Source organism: Arsenicicoccus dermatophilus (assembly GCF_022568795.1).
Classification (GTDB): domain Bacteria; phylum Actinomycetota; class Actinomycetes; order Actinomycetales; family Dermatophilaceae; genus Arsenicicoccus; species Arsenicicoccus dermatophilus.
Genome location: NZ_JAKZHU010000001.1, coordinates 1,149,940 through 1,168,399 on the forward strand (window position 1 = coordinate 1,149,940; position 18,460 = coordinate 1,168,399).

Annotated in this window: 14 protein-coding genes; 4 read left to right on the top strand and 10 right to left on the bottom strand. The window is 72.9% G+C overall.

The genetic code is table 11. The features are described from left to right. Nucleotides 1-89: 89 nt before the first annotated feature. Both MM438_RS05435 and dop read right to left on the bottom strand, forming a co-directional pair. Nucleotides 90-284, bottom strand: coding sequence for a ubiquitin-like protein Pup (locus MM438_RS05435; RefSeq protein WP_241451503.1), 195 nt, complete (start codon nucleotides 282-284; stop codon nucleotides 90-92). 78 nt (nucleotides 285-362) lie between these two features. Next, a complete protein-coding gene (gene dop, locus MM438_RS05440; protein WP_241451504.1) occupies nucleotides 363-1,892 on the bottom strand; it encodes a depupylase/deamidase Dop in 1,530 nt (509 codons plus the stop codon). Between the two features lie 150 nt (nucleotides 1,893-2,042). Between dop and MM438_RS05445 the strand changes: the two genes are divergently transcribed. Next, nucleotides 2,043-3,584 carry an alpha/beta hydrolase gene (locus MM438_RS05445; RefSeq protein ID WP_241451505.1) on the top strand — a complete coding sequence of 514 codons (1,542 nt, stop codon included), beginning with the start codon at nucleotides 2,043-2,045 and terminating at the stop codon, nucleotides 3,582-3,584. Between the two features lie 11 nt (nucleotides 3,585-3,595). Here the strand turns inward: MM438_RS05445 and MM438_RS05450 are convergent, their stop codons facing one another. Continuing rightward, on the bottom strand, nucleotides 3,596-4,129 hold the full coding sequence (locus tag MM438_RS05450; RefSeq protein ID WP_241451506.1) for a TetR/AcrR family transcriptional regulator: 534 nt from the start codon (nucleotides 4,127-4,129) through the stop codon (nucleotides 3,596-3,598). A gap of 122 nt (nucleotides 4,130-4,251) precedes the next feature. Between MM438_RS05450 and MM438_RS05455 the strand changes: the two genes are divergently transcribed. Together MM438_RS05455 and MM438_RS05460 are read left to right on the top strand one after the other, a co-directional pair. Continuing rightward, nucleotides 4,252-5,598 carry a M20/M25/M40 family metallo-hydrolase gene (locus MM438_RS05455; RefSeq protein ID WP_241451507.1) on the top strand — a complete coding sequence of 449 codons (1,347 nt, stop codon included), beginning with the start codon at nucleotides 4,252-4,254 and terminating at the stop codon, nucleotides 5,596-5,598. A gap of 65 nt (nucleotides 5,599-5,663) precedes the next feature. After that, nucleotides 5,664-6,041, top strand: coding sequence for a DUF3054 domain-containing protein (locus tag MM438_RS05460; protein WP_241451508.1), 378 nt, complete (start codon nucleotides 5,664-5,666; stop codon nucleotides 6,039-6,041). A 358-nt stretch (nucleotides 6,042-6,399) separates the two neighbouring features. Here the strand turns inward: MM438_RS05460 and arc are convergent, their stop codons facing one another. The 4 genes from arc to MM438_RS05480 all read right to left on the bottom strand — a co-directional run bounded on the left by arc (nucleotide 6,400) and on the right by MM438_RS05480 (nucleotide 12,593). Next, nucleotides 6,400-8,031 (bottom strand): proteasome ATPase, encoded by a 1,632-nt coding sequence (gene arc, locus MM438_RS05465; RefSeq protein WP_241451509.1) that lies wholly within the window; start codon nucleotides 8,029-8,031, stop codon nucleotides 6,400-6,402. Further along, nucleotides 8,021-9,160 (bottom strand): tRNA (adenine-N1)-methyltransferase, encoded by a 1,140-nt coding sequence (locus tag MM438_RS05470; RefSeq protein ID WP_241451510.1) that lies wholly within the window; start codon nucleotides 9,158-9,160, stop codon nucleotides 8,021-8,023. Before MM438_RS05470 ends, arc begins: the two co-directional genes overlap by 11 nt. Nucleotides 9,161-9,253: 93 nt before the next feature. Beyond that, nucleotides 9,254-11,134: a trypsin-like peptidase domain-containing protein gene (locus MM438_RS05475; RefSeq protein ID WP_241451511.1), complete on the bottom strand. Its 1,881-nt coding sequence runs from the start codon at nucleotides 11,132-11,134 to the stop codon at nucleotides 9,254-9,256. 322 nt (nucleotides 11,135-11,456) lie between these two features. Next, nucleotides 11,457-12,593, bottom strand: a complete 1,137-nt coding sequence (locus MM438_RS05480) for a M50 family metallopeptidase (RefSeq protein WP_241451512.1) — start codon at nucleotides 12,591-12,593, stop codon at nucleotides 11,457-11,459. Nucleotides 12,594-12,651: 58 nt separating this feature from the next. Between MM438_RS05480 and MM438_RS05485 the strand changes: the two genes are divergently transcribed. After that, nucleotides 12,652-13,524 carry a RecB family exonuclease gene (locus MM438_RS05485; protein ID WP_241451513.1) on the top strand — a complete coding sequence of 291 codons (873 nt, stop codon included), beginning with the start codon at nucleotides 12,652-12,654 and terminating at the stop codon, nucleotides 13,522-13,524. 379 nt (nucleotides 13,525-13,903) lie between these two features. On the opposite strand, the gene MM438_RS16235 is transcribed toward MM438_RS05485, so the two are convergent. The 3 genes from MM438_RS16235 to metH form a co-directional block, all read right to left on the bottom strand. Continuing rightward, entirely contained in the window at nucleotides 13,904-14,029 is a 126-nt protein-coding gene (locus tag MM438_RS16235) for a hypothetical protein (protein ID WP_277627926.1), read from the bottom strand. 112 nt (nucleotides 14,030-14,141) lie between these two features. Then, nucleotides 14,142-14,822, bottom strand: a complete 681-nt coding sequence (locus MM438_RS05490; protein WP_241451514.1) for an HAD family hydrolase — start codon at nucleotides 14,820-14,822, stop codon at nucleotides 14,142-14,144. A gap of 1 nt (nucleotide 14,823) precedes the next feature. Next, the gene (metH, locus tag MM438_RS05495; protein ID WP_241451515.1) at nucleotides 14,824-18,402 is read right to left on the bottom strand and encodes a methionine synthase; all 3,579 of its coding nucleotides are present in this window, start codon (nucleotides 18,400-18,402) and stop codon (nucleotides 14,824-14,826) included. Between the last annotated feature and the right edge of the window lie 58 nt (nucleotides 18,403-18,460).

Sequence of the window (18,460 nt, forward strand, 5' to 3'; positions counted from 1 at the left end):
GAAGGATATGTCCGTCTCCGCCTGGTTACGCAGGGTTCTGGTTCGGGTCAGCCGGACGGGCGACGTTGCTGGCACCCTGTGGCGAGTGCTTACTCGCCGCCCTTCTGGACGAAGCCCTGGACGAACTCCTCGGCGTTCGACTCCAGCACCGAGTCGATCTCGTCGAGGATCGAGTCGAGACCGGCGTCGTCGACGTGGGTGGTGAGGGCGGTGGTCGGCACCGGCGCCGGCAGGTCGGCGGGGCCCGGCTCGCGGCTCTGCGGCTGGATCTGCTCCTGGGGCATGGTCTCTCCTCGGGTGGGTGCGGGGCTATGACGTCCCGCGCGGCTGGGTCGGTCCGGTGGTGCAGGTCGATCCGGGGGTCAGTCGGTGCTCGGCAGGCCCTGCTCGATGCGGTCCGCGAGCTCGCCCGCCGTGAGGCAGCCGTCGACCACGGACTGCAGCTGCTCCCGGGTGAACTGCCAGGGATCGGGCAGGTTGATCCGGCGGGCGGGCGCCTCGGGGTGGGTGCGCACCACGATCGAGTCCCACGAGGCGGCCATCACCTGGTGCGGGAAGCGGCGCACCATCGTGCCGCGCAGCCACCCGCGGGTGTCCTCCGGGGGCATCGTGGTGGCGGCGTCGACGAGCTGCGGCGGCTCGATCCGGTCGATGTGCCCGGCGTCCTCCAGCTTGTGGTGCAGGCCCTTGTCGGGGCGGACGTCGCTCCACTGGATGTCCATGGCGCGCAGCTTGGCGTCGTCCCAGGCGAGGCCGTCGCGGGAGCGGTACTGCTCCAGCAGCGCGAGCTTGGCCACCCAGTCGACCTGCGAGGCCGCCTGCTCGGGCTCGGTGCCGAGCATCACCATCAGGTGGTCCCAGCGGTGCATGATCTCGTTGGTGTCCTGGTCCAGCTCCGAGCCGTAGACCCGGGACAGCTGGTCGTCGACCATCTCGTAGTAGGCCCACAGGATGTCCAGCGCGGTCATCCGCCTCCCGTCGTACAGCTCCACCGTGGTGCGCAGGGAGGGATCGCGCGAGATCTGCTGCAGCGCCGCCACCGGGTCGGCCAGGGACAGGTTGCGGGTGACGTCCCGCTGCTCGATCAGCGACAGCACCAGGCTGGTGGTGCCCATCTTGAGCAGGGTGGCGGTCTCGGCCTGGTTGGCGTCGCCGATGATCACGTGCAGCCGGCGCCAGCGGGTCGGGTCGGCGTGCGGCTCGTCCCTGGTGTTGACGATGCCGCGGCGGACCGTCGTCTCCAGCCCCATCGCTCGCTCGAAGAAGTCCGCGCGCTGGCTGATCTGGAAGCCCGCCTGCTGGGACTCGGGCCCGATGCCCACCCGCCCGGCGCCGCACAGCACCTGACGGGCGACGAAGAACGGCAGGATGTGCTGCGCAAGCTCGGTGAAGGGAACGGCCCGCTCCACGAGATAGTTCTCGTGGGTGCCGTAGGAGTTGCCCTTGCCGTCGGTGTTGTTCTTGTAGAGGTTGATCTGCCGGCCGGACCAGTAGGCCTGCCGGTTCACGGCCTCGGCCATGATCTGCTCCCCCGCTCGGTCCCAGACGACCGCGGCGTGGGGATTGGTGACCTCCGGCGAGGAGTACTCGGGGTGGGCGTGGTCGACGTACAGCCGGGCGCCGTTGGTCAGCACGACGTTGGCGGCGATCTCGTCGTCCTCGTCGGTGAGCTGCGAGGGATCGGCCCAGGCCCGGGGGGTCTCCTGCCCGAACTGGTCGTGCAGCGGCTGCTCGGCCTCGTAGTCCCAGCGGGTCCGCGACACCGTGATCTCGGGCCTGGTGGCGTAGGCGTTGACGATCAGGCCGGACAGCACGACCGGGTTGGCGTGCGGCTCCCCCGGCACGGAGATGCCGTACTCCGTCTCGATTCCCATGACTCGGCGGACGCTCATGGGCGCCACCCTAGACGCTGCACCTGGGGACCGGGTGCGGTCTGCCTGCGTATGCCGGTGCGCGGCTGCGGCGGGGGTGCGCTCACGGGCACCCCCGGCGAGGTGGCAGCATGAGCCCCGCTCCCCCGGCCCTCGCCGAAAGGCTCGCTCGTGCCTCGCCGCTCGCACCTCCTCACCGCCGTCTCGGCGCTCGCCCTCGCCCTCGCCCTCGGCCCGGTCGCGCCGGCGGCGACCGCCGCCGGCGCCCCGACCCCGGTGCCCGCTCCCACCCCGAGGCCGAAGCCGTCCCAGTCGTCGCCGGACCGCTTCCGGCGGCAGCACCTGGACTGGAAGCCCTGCGAGGGCGGCCGGTGCGCCACCCTCACCGTGCCGCTGGACCACGCCCGGCCGCAGGGACCGACCACCCGTCTGGCGCTGCTCAAGGTGCCCGCCACCGACCCGGCCCGGCGACGGGGCTCCCTGGTCGTCGACCCGGGTGGACCCGGCCTGTCCGGTGTGGCCTTCGCCCGGGAGTCCGGCAGCTACTTCGGCGAGTCGGTCCGGGCGGCCTACGACGTGGTCGGGCTGGACCCGCGCGGTGTCGGCGGGTCCACGCCGCTGCGGTGCCTCGACGACGCGGGCATGGACTCCTGGATGGGCCTGCGCACCCCGGGGACGGCCGAGCAGGAGCAGGAGTTCACGGCGGGTCAGCGGTCCTTCGCCGCAGCCTGCCTGCACGCCGACCCGCGGCTGGTGCCCCACATGTCGACGACGGACGTCGCCCGCGACCTGGACATCCTGCGGGCGGCGCTCGGCGAGGAGCGGCTGGACTACTTCGGCGCGTCGTACGGCACGCTCCTGGGCGCGACCTACGCCGACCTGTTCCCCCAGCACGTGGGGCGGATGGTCCTGGACGGGGCGATGGACCCGGCGCTCGGCTCCGAGCAGCGCGCCGCCGGCCAGGCGGCGGGCTTCGAGCGGGCGCTGAACTCCTTCCTCGCGGCCTGGGTCAAGGACGGCGGATGCCCCCTCGGCACCACCGCGCCCCAGGCCCGGTCCCGGCTGGAGGCGCTGCTCACCGAGGGCGCGGCGCGCCCGATCGACAGCCAGGGGGTGACCCCCGCAGGCGGGTTGACCGACACCTGGCTGCGACTCGCGATCTCGACCCAGCTCTACGACCAGGGCTCCTGGCCGCAGCTGCGGGCGGGCCTCACCGAGGCGCTGCAGGGCCGGGGCGGCAGCCTCATGCTGCTCGCCACCATGGCCGTCGGCCGCGACATGGACGGCACCTACTCCTCGAACCTCTACCAGGTGATCCCCGCCGTCGACTGCCTGGACCACCCCACCACCCCGGACCCGCGGCACTACCGCGACCTGGCCGAGACGTTCGCCCGGCAGTGGCCGGTCATGGGGCGCGCGATGGCGTGGGGAGGCTACGTGTGCGGTGCCTGGCCGGTGCGGCGCCCCTCGCTCGCCCACCCCGTCAAGGCCGCCGGCGCCGCGCCGATCGTGGTGGTCGGCACCACGCGGGACCCGGCAACGCCCTACGAGCAGGCCGTGTCCCTCGCCCGCCAGCTCGACAGCGGGCGGCTGATCACCCGCGACGGCGACGGCCACACGGGTTACCACCGCGGGTCCGCGTGCGTGGACCAGGCCGTGGACGCCTACCTCACCCAGGGCACCGACCCGGGCCGCGACCTGCGCTGCTCCTGACCTGCCTGCGGTCAGGCTCCCGCGCCGTCGATGAGGGTCTGCAGGGCGGCGCCGTAGGTCGCCACGACCTCCTCGTCGGCGGCCTCGTCCGGCAGCAGCCGGAGCACCCGCGTGCCCACGGCCAGCCCGACCAGTGCGGCGACCACCATCTCGGCGACCTGGGTGGCGCGCTCGTCGCCTCCGAGGCGGGCGGCCAGAGGGACGGCATAGGCCTCGTGGAACCGGCGGCGCACCTCGTCCGGGTCGGGCGCCGGCAGGGCGAGCACCACGGCGCGGGCGAGCGGCTGGGGTCCGGTGCGGCAGCGCAGGACGTCGCGCACCAGCTCGCGGCCGAGCTCGGGCAGCGGGTGGGACAGGTCCACCTCCTCGGCCGCGAAGGTCACCGAGGAGGTGAACAGCTCGGCCTTGGAGCCGACGAGCTTCATCACCAGCGCCGCGGAGACCCCGGCCTCGGCGGCGACGTCGCGGACCGACACGGAGTGGTACCCGCGCTCGGCGAACAGCCTCCGCGCGGCCCTGATGATCTGCTGGTGGCTGTCGCTCATGCCCGGATCATCGCAGGTCCGCGGCAGGCCGACGATCCGTCCCACGCAGCGCGATCCCCGGTCGGGCCGGGCGGCGGGCCGGTGGCTATCGTGGCTCCATCCACACCCTTGGAGGAACCCCGATGGATCTCACCGCCGCCCGCGACTACGCCCGCGAGGCCATGCCCCGCCTGCTCGAGGACCACGCCACCCTCGTCTCCCACCCGTCCATCGCCTTCCCCGGCTACCCGCGGGAGCCTATGGACGCCATCGCCCAGGACCTGCTGGAGATGTTCCGGCGCAACGGCGTGCCGGAGGTCGAGCTGCTCGACATCCCCGGCGGCTACCCCGCGATCCACGCGGTCGTGCCCGGCCCCGAGGGCTCCCCGACCGTGACGATGTACGCCCACTACGACGTCCAGCCCTGCCCGGAGTCCCAGGAGTGGCACACCGACCCCTGGGTCGCGACGCGCAAGGACGACGGCCGCATCTACGGCCGCGGCACCGCCGACTGCAAGGCCGGCGTCATCGCCGTCCTGGGCACCATGGGCGCCTTCGCCGGCAAGCCCCCCGTGACCGTGCGCCTGCTCATCGAGGGTGAGGAGGAGACCGCGAGCCACATCGAGGAGTGGGTCGCCGCCAACCCCGAGATGGTCAGGAGCGACGCCTTCATCATCTGCGACTCCGGCCCCGCCAAGGTCGGCGTGCCCTCCATCACCACGGGCCTGCGCGGCGACGTCGCCACCACCGTCACCCTCACCACGCTCGACAACGCCGTCCACTCCGGCCTGTTCGGCGGCGCTGCCCCCGATGCCCTGGTCGGCATGATCCAGCTGCTGTCGACGATGCACGACACGGACGGCAACACGATCATCGAGGGCCTGCACTCCTTCGAGTGGCAGGGCGCCGAGGTGTCCGAGGCCGACCTCGCCGCCTCCGCCGGCGTCAAGGAGGGCATCGGCCTGCAGGGCACCGGGCCGGTCGCCTCCCGCCTGTGGTCGCGTCCCTCCGCCACCGTCATCGGCCTGGACATGGTCCCGGTCGACCAGTGCTCCAACGCCCTCGTCCCCTCCGTGCGCGCCCGCATCTCCGTGCGCATCGCCCCCGGCGCCGACATGCAGCACGAGCTCGACGTCGTCAAGGAGCACCTGCGCAAGCACGCGCCCTACGGCGCCACCCTGGAGTTCAGCGACGACAAGATGGGTTCGCCCTTCCAGGGCGACTCCTCGGGCCCGATCACGGCCACCGCGCTCAAGGCCCTCGAGGAGGTCTACGGCACCGCCTCCGCCCAGGTCGGTTCCGGCGGGTCCATCCCGCTGGTCACCGAGCTGCTGCACGCCTCCCCCGGCTCCGAGGCCATCCTGTGGGGCCCCGAGGACGAGGAGAAGGCCAAGATCCACGGCCCCGACGAGTCCGTCGACCCCGCCGAGATCGAGCGCATCATGCTCACCCAGATCCGATTCCTGACCGAGATGGGCAACCGCGCCTGAGGCGTGGTCGACCCGCCTGTCGGCATACACCCGACGCATGCCCCCGGCCCGTTAAGGTCGGGGGCATGCGTCTGCCCCTGTTCCTGCTGCTCGACCTGGTCCTCGTCGTGGTCTTCTCGGCGCTGGGGCGTCGCTCGCACGCCGAGGCGGTCTCCCTCGCCGGTCTGCTCACGACGGCCTGGCCCTTCCTGGTGGGGGTGCTCGTGGGCTGGGCCGGGGTCCTGGCCTCCCGGCTGCCCGCGACCTCGCTGCGCGGCGGCCTGCCGATCTGGCTGACCACGGTCGTCGTGGGGATGCTGCTGCGCGTGCTCACCGGGGCCGGGACGGCATTCGCCTTCGTCCTGGTCGCATTCACCGTCCTCGCGATCTTCCTGCTGCTGCCCCGCCTCATCGCCCAGCGCAGCCACCACCACCCGCCGGTCCCGCCCCACCCGCACCACTGAATCCGCTTGGCACGTCGAGATTCTCGCCCCTCGGGCCGTAGCCTCCGATCGGCCTCGGGGGCCGGGGGACACATGCGACGCCACGCTGCCGGCACGGTGCTGACCACGGCGGCCGCGCTCGTCCTGCTGGGGGCCTCGTGCACCAGCCACCTGCGCCGCGCCCAGCACCAGGACCGTCGGCAGTCCGGACGCGAGCGGGTGGCCCGCGGGCAGCGGTCCGGGCCAGGCGGCCCCCACCTTCGCCGGGTGGCAGGTGCGATCGCCGGAGACCCGTCGCGTGGCGGTCACGAGCGCGGCGGCCCGTGCCAGGGACCTGACCCGCAGCCCGCCGGCCAAGGCTTCCTTCCGGCCGGGCTCCTCAGCTGCGGACCAGGCTGCGCAGCTCGGCGATCCGCTCCCCGCGTCGACCCGAGATGCGGGCCCAGTCGTCGGGATTCGTGGTGTTGGGCAGGTCCTCGTTCTCGCGCAGCTCGTCGTCGTACGCCGCCAGGAGATGCTCCAGGCGCAGCCCCCGCTCCCCGGTGGCCAGCAGCGCCTTGATGGCCGCGGTCTTGGCGCGGGCCACGACGTTCTGGATGATGGCACCGCTGACGAAGTCGCTGAAGTACAGCACCTCGCGCGTCCCCGAGACGTAGGTCGCCTCGAGATAGCGGTTGGCCTCGGTCCGGGCGAACATCCGCTCCAGCACGGCGTCGATCAGGTCGGCCACGGTCTCGGCGGGGTCCCCGTCGTGCTCGGCGAGCTCGTCGGCGTGCAGGGGCACGTCGGTGGTGAGGTACTTCGCCAGGATCTCGCGGGCACCGCGCTCGTCGGGCCGCTCGATCTTGATCTTCACGTCCAGGCGCCCAGGACGCAGGATCGCGGGGTCGATCATGTCCTCGCGGTTGGAGGCGCCGATCACGACGACGTTGTCGAGCCGCTCCACGCCGTCGATCTCGGCGAGCAGCTGCGGCACGATGGTGGTCTCCACGTCGGAGGAGACGCCCGACCCGCGGGTGCGGAAGAGCGAGTCCATCTCGTCGAAGAACACCACCACCGGAGTCCCCTCGCCGGCCTTCTCCCGGGCCCGCTCGAAGATCAGCCGGATGTGCCGCTCGGTCTCGCCGACATACTTGTTGAGCAGCTCGGGGCCCTTGATGTTGAGGAAGTAGCTCTTGGGGGTCTCCCCGTCTCGCTCCCCCGGGGCTGCGCCGTCGCGGGCGGCCACCTGGCGGGCCAGGGAGGCCGCGACGGCCTTGGCGATGAGCGTCTTGCCGCATCCGGGCGGGCCGTAGAGCAGCACGCCCTTCGGCGGCTTGAGCTGGTGCTCGCGATAGAGCTCGGGGTGCAGGAAGGGCATCTCGACGGCGTCGCGGATCTGCTGGATCTGCGGCTCCAGTCCGCCGATGTCGGCGTAGGAGATGTCGGGGACCTCCTCCAGCAGCAGCTCGGAGACCTCGGCGTGCGGGACCACCTCGGTGACGAACCCGCTGCGGCCGTCGAGCAGGACGGCGTCGCCCGGCCGCAGCCGGACCTCGGCGAGGGACCCGGCGACCCGGGCCACCCGCTCCTCGTCGTTGCGCAGCAGCACCACGACCCGGTGCTCGCCGAGCCGCTCCTTGACCAGGACCACCTCGCCGGCGTCCTCGTAGTCCGCGAGTCCCACGACGACCAGCGCCTCGTTGAGCCGCACCTCGCGGCCCGGTGCCAGCGCGGCGAAGGGCAGCTCGCCGGAGACCGCGACCCGCATCTTGCGGCCGCCGGTCTGCAGGTCCACGCTGCGGTCGTCGGGATGGGTGCGCAGCACCACGCCGTACGTCGACGGCGGAGCCGCGATCCGGTCGATCTCCTCGCGCAGCCCGGTGATCTGGTCGCGAGCCGCCTTGAGGGTGGCGGTGAGCCGGTCGTTGGCCTGGCCGAGCGCGCCGTTGGCGGTCCGCAGGGCCGACAGCTGGGTGGTCAGCTCCCGGATGCGGGCGGCGTGCTGCTCGCCGGTCGGGTCATAGCTCATCGCGCGGCTCCCGCCCCTGGTCGTCCTGCGGGTCGGGTATGACGCGGCCGTGCTCGTCGCGCGGCTTCGGGGCCATGTCCGGCGGCGGTGCCTCGCCGGTGACCGAGCGCCGGACCCGTCGCAGCCGCTTGTCGCTGACGACCCGCTCGCCGACCTCCTCGGGGGTCCACTCGTGGTCCCGCTCGACGCCGAAGGGCTGCTCGTCGGGGTCCTCCGGGCCCTTGGCCGGGCGCCGCTTGCGCAGCGGCGCGGTGATGCCGGGCGCGAGTCGGCGCGTGGTGATCAGGAAGCCGGTGTGCCCGTGCATCCGATGCACCGGGCGGACGGCGAGTCCCTCGAGGTGCCAGTCCCGCTCGATCGTCTCCCAGGCGTGCGGCTCGGTGAAGCCGCCGTGCTCCTTGCAGCCCTCGGCGACGCGCGACAGCTGGGTGGCGGTGGCGACGTAGCAGATCAGCAGCCCGCCCGGGGCGAGCGCGTCGGCGACGGCCTCCAGGCACTCCCAAGGGGCGAGCATGTCCAGGACCACGCGGTCCACGGTCCCGGCCGCGCAGGTCTGCGGGAGCATGTCGACCAGGTCGCCGACGGTGACGGTCCATGCCGGGTGGTCGCCGCCGAAGAACTGCCGGGCGTTGCCCCGGGCGATCTCCGCGAAGTCCGGCCGTCGCTCGAAGGAGTGCAGCCGGCCGTGCTCCCCGACGGCGCGCAGCAGGGACATCGACAGCGCCCCGGAGCCGACGCCGGCCTCGACGACGGTGGCGCCGGGGAAGATGTCGGCATACTGCACGATCTGCCCGGCGTCCTTGGGATAGACGACGGCGGCGCCGCGCGGCATCGACATGACGTAGTCCGACAGCAGTGGCCGCAGCGCCAGGAACTCCTCGCCCACGGTGTTCTTGACGGTCGACCCGTCGGGCAGCCCGATCAGCCCGTCGTGCCAGATGCGGCCGCGGTGGGTGTCGAAGGCCGCGCCCTCCTCGAGGGTGATGGTGTGCCTGCGGCCGCGGGCGTCGGTGAGCTGGACCCGCTCGCCCGTCCGGAAGGGGCCGCGTCGGCCGGCGGCGCCGGTGACCTCGGGGGCGTCGACGGCAGGGGGCGCGGGGGCGGGTATGGCGGTGGGGTGCTCGGTCATGGTGGGGCCAGTCTAGTGACGCAGACGTCAGCCCCGGCGGGGTGTCTGAGGACCACCTGCCGGGGCCGACGTCGGGGGCCGGGACCGGTCAGGTCACAGGCCGGCGTTCTGACGGATCCAGTCGCGGTTGCGCGCGACGCTGCCGGCGTAGCCGATGTTGAGCTTCGGCTCGACGGTGGAGACGACGCCGATCTGGCGCCCCTCCTTGTCGGTCACGGGAGCGCCGGAGTCGCCGGGACGCCACATGGCTCCGCCGGGGCCGGCCTTGGTCGTGACGGCCGGTCCGCCCCGGTAGTCGTTGCCGGAGAGCCCGGAGACGACCAGATCACCCTCGTTGAGGATGGAGTTCTTCTGCCGGTTGGCGTCGTCGGTGGTGTAGCCGAAGCCGCGGACCAGGGCAGGGTCACCGATGGCCGGGTCCTTGTCCACCAGCGGGATGGGCGTCTCCTGGATGAAAGGCTTCCAGGCGAGCTTGAACAGCACCATGTCGTTCTTGGCGGGGGCGGCCACGATCGGGACCCGGTAGCCCGGGGTCTTCGCGTTGAGCGCGCCGATCTTGACGTTGTACATCCTCAGGTCGGTGGAGAAGCTCGTGCAGTGCGCCGCGGTCAGCGCCCACTCGGTGGAGATGAGGGAGCCGGTGCAGACCAGACCGCCCTTGTACTCGATCGCCAGGGTGCCCTTGGTGGCGGTGGCGGCGCGGCCGTTGATGATCCCCTGGTCGGTCGGGGTCGCGGCCCGGCTGCTCAGCACCTCGAGGCTCTTGGTGCCGGACAGGGTGACCGGGGCGGCGGTGGGAGCCGTGGTCGGCGCAGGCCGGGTGGGTCGTGCGGTCGGGGTGGGCGGGGCCCAGGTCGGGTGGGTCGTCGGGCGTGCGGTGGGCGCGGTGGTGGGGGCCGTCGTGGGCCGGGGCCGGGTGGGTCGTGCGGTCGGGGTGGGCGGGGCCCAGGTCGGGTGGGCCGTCGGGCGTGCGGTGGGCGCGGAGGTCGGGGCCGTCGTGGGCGCCGTGGTGGGGGCCGTGGTCGGCGCCGTGGTGGGGGCCGTCGTGGGCGCCGTGGTCGGCGCCGTGGTGGGGGCCGGGGTAGGGGCGTTCTTGGAGCCGGGCAGTGCACAGCCAGGGGCGCTCAGGTCGAGTGCGCCGGTGGCTGCCACGCACGCCGCGAGCGGAGCGACCTGCTGGGCGTAGGTACGGCCCTTGTCGACGGTCTTGGTGCCGGAGGCGTCGACCTCGCAGGGATTGTTGAGCGTGCACATCTGACCGTCGTCGTTGCCGGTGTTGAACACGCCGACCACGTCACCCTTGGTGGCGTCCACCAGCGGGCTGCCCGACATGCCGTGGTAGCCCTGGCAGGAGGTGCCCAGGCGGATCGAGTCGGTCCAGCGCCAGCGGCCCTCCTCCATCCCAGGGACGAAGCCCTCGACCTTGCAGCCGAAGCTGTGCTTCCAGTACCCGGAGGGGACGACGACGTCGGTGCCGTCGGTGATCTTGGCCGGGCGGACGGCGAGAGCGGCGACGCCGTAGTCGCTCTTGATCTGGGCATAGGTCTTCGTGGCCCGCAGCAGGGCGACGTCGGTGGTCGTGGTGGTCGAGTAGACCAGCCGGTCGAGCGTCAGGGTCCCCTTCTCGGTGGCCTGGGGGCCGGCCAGCACGGTGGCGTCGACCTTGACAGCCTTGTCGACGTGGGCCGAGCCGGGGCTCGGGTCACCGCCGGCCTCGGAGGGGGTGCAGTGACCGTTGGTCAGGACGAGCGCCTGCGCCGTGTCGGGGGTGCCGGGGAACCGGACGATGGAGCCCGAGCAACCACCGATGTCGACGAGCGCGTCGTAGCTGACCTCCTGGGCGGTGGTCGCCACGGTGGGCGTGAGGCCCTCGACCGGTCCGGCCGGGACGGCGGCGGCCAGGGGCATCCCGAGGCCGAAGGCGAGCGCCGTAGCAGCGCCGAGGGTGGGGACGCGCGGGGGGATGCGTCGCATGGTGGAGTCTCCTTGAGCCAGGCTGGTGAGTGGACCCGCGGGGTGGACGGACCCGCTGTCACCCTAGGAGCGCAATCGTGGCTGGACAACGGGCATTAGCCCGTGTGCGGAGAAAGCGGCACGATCCGTGACGGACAGGTATCAGGTGAGGTCACGGTACTGGTGCTTCGGCGCCTCTTCGCCTGAATCTTGATCACCCTGCGCCTCCGTGACCTGCCGAGATCCGTGCCCGGGACGAGCAGCTGTCCTGGCTCGACCTCAGGTGGCACCCAGGGAGCCCCGGAGGGGGACGCTCCCGTCGCCAGGTGCCGCGCGCCCCGGATCAGGCGGTGGCTGCCTGCTCGATCTCGTGAGCGTCCAGCAGGGCCAGCCGCCCTCCTGGGCCGCGCAGCAGCACCACCGCCGCGCCCGTGCGCGCCATCTGTTCGAGCACCTCGGTGGCGCCCACGCCCGGGCGGTGCTCCATCACCCAGCCCGACGGCTGAATGGCGGCCACGGCGGTGAGTGGGGTGACGGCGTGCCGGTCCGGGGGGACGCCGGGCAGCGTGCGCGGGTCCACGACGGCGACGGGGGTTCCCGTGGCGTCGTGGAGCGCCACGGCTTGGGCTCCCTGCGCGAAGGCGGCGATCGCCTCCGACACGGGTGCGTCCGCGGGCAGCAGGGCCGCGGGGTGGGCGAGCGCGTCCAGGCTCACCCGGTCCACCAGGCCGCGGACCCCGGCAGCATGGATCGCCGAGCTCGCGCCCTGCCACAGGAAGCCCCCGAGCAGGGCGCTCCACAGCACGCCCACGAGGTCCAGGTCCTGTCCGTCCAGCAGCGGTACGACGAGGAACCACGCCAGCGACGCCACTGCCAGGACCCGCCCGCACCAGCCGGCGACCCGCAGCCCGGTGGTGCGGTTGCCGGTGATCCGCCATACGAGCGCGTCGAGCACGAAACCGCCGTCGAGCGGGAGGCCGGGCAGGAGGTTGAAGATCGCCACGAAGGCGTTGGCGTAGAACACCGAGCCGACCAGGAGCCGCAGGACGCCGGGGTCGAGCACCCCCATGAGCCACCAGGCGACGACGGCGAGGAGCAGGTTGGCGAACGGACCGGCGAGGGCGACGAGGGCGCTGCGGGCAGGGGTGTTGGCCTCGGCCTGGTAGGTCGTGTGGCCGCCCATGAGGTCCGCGACGATGGCGTGGACCCGGTGGCCGAAGGCCTGGGCGGTGAGGGCGTGTCCGGCCTCGTGCGCCAGGACGGACACGAGGAGCATCAGGGCGTAGGCGAGCGCGAGCAGGTAGGACCCGGCGCCCAGCTCGGGGTAGCGCGGGCCCCAGGTGGCGAGGACGAAGATCGCCAGGATCGGCCAGCTGCGCCCGAGGTAGATCGGGGTGCCGCGCAGGGAGCCCAGACGCCAGCCTGGCGCGGAACCGTCGTCGGCGTCGTCGTGCGGCGGGTGACCGGCGAGGTGAGACATGGTGGCGAGCCTACGGCGCGCAGGGGGTCTGTCGGGGGGAGGTCGTAGGGTCCGTCCCATGGTTGCCGCCCTGTCCCCCAGCCGCGCCTCGGACTTCATGCAGTGCCCGCTGCTCTATCGCTTCCGGGTGATCGACCGGTTGCCCGAGCCGCCGTCGGCCGCGGCGGCACGCGGGACGTTGGTGCACGCGGTGCTGGAGCGGGTCTTCGACGTGCCGGCGCCCGAGCGCACCCTGGAGCACGCCGCGACACTGGTGGCGCCGCAGTGGGAGGCGCTGCTCGCGGAGCGACCCGAGCTGGCCGAGCTGGTGGGCGACGGTGCGGAGGCGGTGGAGCTGACCCGCTGGCTGGCCGACGCGACCCGCCTGGTGGAGCGGTGGTTCACGCTGGAGGACCCGAGCGACCTGGAGCCGGCCGAGCGTGAGCTGTACGTCGAGTGCGACGCCGACGGGCTGCTGCTGCGGGGCTACGTCGACCGGCTCGACGTGGCGCCCAACGGGATGGTGCGGGTCGTGGACTACAAGACGGGCAAGAGCCCCTCGGAGCTGTTCGAGGGCAAGGCGTTGTTCCAGATGAAGTTCTACGCCCTGGTGCTGTGGCGCACCCGGGGCGTGGTGCCCGCGCTGCTGCAGCTGGTCTACCTCGGGGATGGGACGATCTTGCGGTACCAGCCCGACGAGGCCGACCTGCGTGCGACCGAGCGCAAGCTCAAGGCGCTGTGGGAGGCCATCGTGCGGGCGGCCGAGACCGGCGACTGGCGGCCCAACCGGTCGCGGCTGTGCGACTGGTGCGCCCACCAGGCGATCTGCCCCGCCTGGGGCGGCACTCCCCCGCCGGTGCCCGAGGGGGCCGTGGAGCGTGCTCTGAACCCGTCCGCCTCGGCCCCGGTCGCCCGGGACGTGGCCGACGAGGACGACCCCCTGGAGGAGTGACCGCGCAGCGAGGGCTCGGCTCCGGCCCGGGGCGCGGGGCGGAGCCGCGGCTCGCGGAGGCACGGACGCTCTGGTGCCCTGCCGGGCCTGCGGACGGAGGGCGTCGTCGGGTGGCGGTGGTCCTGCAGACGCGGCCGGGCCTGCCGGGTGCGTCTGAGGGGACGTCCCCGCGCTCGTGGCCCACGGCCTCGTGGGGCCCGGGGGCGCCCTCGTTCGGCGTCCCGCCGCGCCTCTTCGGGGCCAGGCCGGCCCCGAAGAGTACGTTTTGGGGTCTCTTCGAACGTGCCACGGGACCAGGCCGGCCCCGAACGAACCGTCGCACGAGGCGAACCGTCGGCGAGCCGGCCCTCTCACCGAGGCCAGCATGCGGGTCGACCGGCTACCGCAGCTGGGCATCCGGCTGCTGGGTGACCGCGTGCTGCAGCACCCCGCCCTGGAGACGACCCATGCGTTGACCCAGCCCGTATGGAGGCACGTCGAGTGCCTCGCCCTGGCCGAGCTCCACGGGGACGCTCTCCTCGCCCGCGGCCGGCATCACCGCCCACTCACCCGTCCCCGTGAGGTGGCTGGAGGCGCTGGAGCGACCCCCGCAGGGTCGCGCTCCACGACCCGGGACGTCAGCGGAAGAGCTGCCAGAGCGCCGCGACCGACTGCCCCTGCATGGTGGGCACGAGGCGCAGGCCCTCCTGCTCGGGGATCGGCACGATGTGCGGGATCCCGATGGTCGGCACGCCCGCCGCGAGCGCGGAGGCGATGCCGGTGTTGGAGTCCTCGATCGCCAGGCACTGCGCCGGATCGACGCCCAGGTGCTCGGCGGCGGTGAGGTAGGCCTCGGGGTGCGGCTTGCCCTCGACGACCATGTCGCCGGTGACGACCACGTCGAAGGTCCCCTCGGGCAGCGCGGCGACGAGCTCGGCGGCGAAGGCCTCGTAGGACATGGTCACGAGTGCCCGCGGCACGCCGAGCTCGCGGGTCTGCAGGAGCAGCTCCTGGGCGCCGGGCCGCCAGGGCACGTGCTCGCGGAACCGGCGGATGACCCCGCCCATGAGGTGCTGGACGATCTCGTCGCGCGCCATGGTGACGGGGCTGTGGGCGCGGATGAAGTCGGCGGACCAGGTGAGGGCCTGACCGACGAGCTGGTGGGCGAGGTCGTCGTCCCAGGTGCCGCCGTAGGACTCGACGAGGGCGGTCTCCTCGATGATCCAGTAGGGCTCGGAGTCGACGAGGGTGCCGTCCATGTCGAAGAGCACGGCGGCGGGCAGGTCCCGCCGGGCGGCGGCGTGGTCGCGGTCGGTCATGTCAGGCCTTGAAGTAGGTGGCGTCGGGGTGGTGGGCGACGAGCGCGTCGGTGGACTGCTCGGGGTGCAGCTGGAGCTCCTCGGAGAGGGTGACGCCGATCCGCTCGGGCTGCAGGAGCCGGACCAGGGTGGCGCGGTCCTCCAGGTCGGGGCAGGCCGGGTAGCCGAAGGAGTAGCGCTCGCCGACATACCGCTGCTTGAGGATGTCCTCGACGTCGGTGGCGTCGGCGCCGTCGATGCCGAGCTCGGCGCGGACCCGGGCGTGCCACAGCTCGGCGAGGGCCTCGGTCAGCTGCACGGACAGTCCGTGCAGCTCGAGGTAGTCGCGGTAGGCGTCCTGCGCGAACAGCTCGGCGGTGGCCTGCGACACCCGGTCGCCCATCGTCACCAGCTGGAAGGTGATGACGTCGGGTCGCCCGTCGGCCTGGACCTGCTCGCGCGGGCGCCAGTAGTCCGCGAGGCACAGCCGCTTGTCGCGTCCCTGGCGCGGGAAGGTGAACCGGGCGATCTCCTCGCCGAGGGCGATGGTGCCGTCGGGGCCGGTGGTGTGGTCGAGGACGACCAGGTCGTTGCCCTCGGACCAGCAGGGGAAGTAGCCGTAGACGACGGCCGGTTGCAGCAGGTCGTCGGTCTTGATCCGGTCGAGCCACATCCGCAGCCGGGGTCGGCCCTCGGTGGCGACGAGCTCGTCGTAGGACGCCCCGTCCTCGCCGCGCGAGGGCTTCAGGCCCCACTGGCCGAGGAAGGTCGCCCGCTCGTCGAGGTAGCCCGCGATCTGGGCGAGCGGGACGCCCTTGACGACGCGGGTGCCCCAGAAGGGCGGCGTGGGCACGGGGACGTCGGCGGCGACGGCGTCGGAGCGGCGGGTGTCGACCTCGGTGGTGCCCTCGGCGTCGTCGTCGGTATGCCGCGCCGCTACGCGGCGGGGACGCAGCGGGGGCAGCGCGTCGGCCAGCGCCACGGCGGGGTCGGCCTTGGCCCGGGCGACGGCGTCCATGAGGCGCAGTCCCTCGAAGGCGTCCCGGGCGTACCGCACCTGTCCGGCATACATCTCGGCGAGGTCCTGCTCGACGTAAGCGCGGGTGAGGGCGGCGCCGCCGAGCAGGACGGGGTAGCGCTCGGCCAGGCCGCGGTCGTTGAGCTCCAGGAGGTTGTCGCGCATGATCACGGTCGACTTCACGAGCAGCCCGCTCATCCCGATGGCGTCGACCTGGTGGTGCTCGGCCTGCTCGATGATCTCGTTGACGGGGATCTTGATCCCGATGTTGACGACGTCGTAGCCGTTGTTGGACAGGATGATGTCGACGAGGTTCTTGCCGATGTCGTGGACGTCGCCCTTGACGGTGGCGAGCAGGACCCGGGCCTTGGCCTCCCGCTTCGCGCCGCCGGCCGCGGCCTCGATGTGCGGCTCGAGGTGGGCGACGGCGGTCTTCATGGTCTCGGCGGACTGCAGCACGAAGGGCAGCTGCATCCTGCCGGAGCCGAAGAGCTCGCCGACGGTCTTCATCCCCTCCAGGAGCATGTCGTTGATGACGGCGAGGGGGGCGTGCCCGGCGGCGAGGGCCTGGTCCAGGTCGTCCTCGAGCCCGTTGCGCTCGCCGTCGACGATGCGCTGGGCGAGGCGCTGCTCCAGCGGCAACGAGGCGAGCGCGGAGGCTCGCTCGGCCTTCAGGGAGGTGGAGTCGACGCCCTCGAAGAGCTCGAGCATCCGGGCGAGCGGGTCGTAGGTGCACTCGGAGGCGCCGGGCTCCCCCGCCCACTCGCGGCGGTCGTGGACCAGGTCCAGGGCGACCTGGAGCTGCTCGGCGGGGATCCGGGAGATGGGCAGGATCTTGGCGGAGTTGACGATGGCGGAGGTGAGGCCGGCCTTGACGCACTCGTCGAGGAAGACCGAGTTGAGGACCACGCGGGCGGCGGGCTTGAGCCCGAAGGACACGTTGGACACACCGAGGGTGGTCTGCACGCCGGGATAGCGGGTGGTCAGCTCCCGGATCGCCTCGATCGTCTCGACGGCGTCGCGGCGGGTCTCCTCCTGCCCGGTGGCGACGGGGAAGGTCAGGCAGTCCACGACGATGTCCTCGACGTGCATGCCATGGTCGCGGGTGAGCGTGTCGATCAGGCGGCTGCCGACCGCGACCTTGTGCTCGCGGGTGCGGGCCTGGCCCTGCTCGTCGATGGTCAGGGCGACCACGGCGGCGCCGTGCTCGCGGGCCAGGCGGGTCATCCGGTCCCAGCGGGAGCCGGGGCCGTCGCCGTCCTCGAAGTTGACCGAGTTGATGACCGCGCGGCCGCCGAGGCGCTCCAGCCCGGCCTCGACCACGGCGGGCTCGGTGGAGTCCAGGACGAGCGGCAGCGTGGACGCGGTGGCCAGCCGGGAGACCACCTCGGCCATGTCGGCGGCGCCGTCGCGCCCGACGTAGTCCACGCAGACGTCCAGCAGGTGCGCGCCGTCGCGCGTCTGCTCGCGGGCGATCTCCACGCAGTCGTCCCACCGCTCGGCGAGCATCGCCTCGCGGAAGGCCTTGGAGCCGTTGGCGTTGGTGCGCTCCCCGATGGACAGGAAGGACGTGTCCTGGCGGAAGGGCACGGGGGCGTAGAGCGAGGCGACGCCCGGCTCGGGCCGCGGGGTGCGCGCGGTGACCGGGGCACCGCCCACGGCGGCCGCGATGGCGCGCAGGTGCTCGGGGGTGGTCCCGCAGCAGCCGCCGACGAGGTTGACGCCATACGTCCCGACGAAGCCGCGGTGAGCGGCGGCCAGCTCGTCCGGGCCGAGGGGATAGACCGCGCCGTCCTTGCCGAGCTGCGGCAGCCCGGCGTTGGGCATCACCGTGATCGGGATCCGCGACTGCTGCGCCAGCACCCGCAGGTGCTCGCTCATCTCGGCCGGACCGGTGGCGCAGTTCAGCCCGATCCCGTCGATGCCCAGCGCCTCGAGCGCCACCAGCGCGGCGCCGATCTCCGAGCCGAGCAGCATGGTGCCGGTGGTCTCCACGGTGACCGACACCAGGACGGGCAGAGTCTCCCCTGCCGCCGCCAGGGCGCGCCGGGCCCCCACGACCGCGGCCTTGGCCTGCAGCAGGTCCTGCACGGTCTCCACGAGCAGCACGTCGGCGCCGCCGTCGACCAGCCCCCGCGCGCACTCCTGGTAGGCGTCGCGCAGGGTCGCGTAGGCCACGTGCCCCAGGCTCGGCAGCTTGGTGCCCGGCCCCATCGACCCGATGACGAACCGCGGCCGGTCCGGGGTCCGCGCCGTCCACTCCTCGGCCGCCTCCCGGGCGATCTGCGCCCCCGCCCGGGCCAGCTCGTAGACCCGCTCGACGATGTCGTACTCGCCCAGGTTGGCCCAGTTGGCGCCGAAGGTGTTGGTCTCCACGCAGTCCGACCCGGCCTCCAGGTAGGCCTCGTGGACCGACCGCACCACCTCGGGGCGGGTGACGTTGAGGATCTCGTTGCACCCCTCGTAGCCCTGGAAGTCCTCCAGCGACGGATCGGCCGCTTGGAGCATCGTGCCCATGGCACCGTCGGCGACGAGCACCTGACGGGTCCACAGGGTGCGGAAGAGGTCCGAGCGTGCGCTCACGTGAGTCCTGCCTTTGTCGTCGGGGGCGGTGCGCAAGTCTAGGCTGGACGGGCTCTCG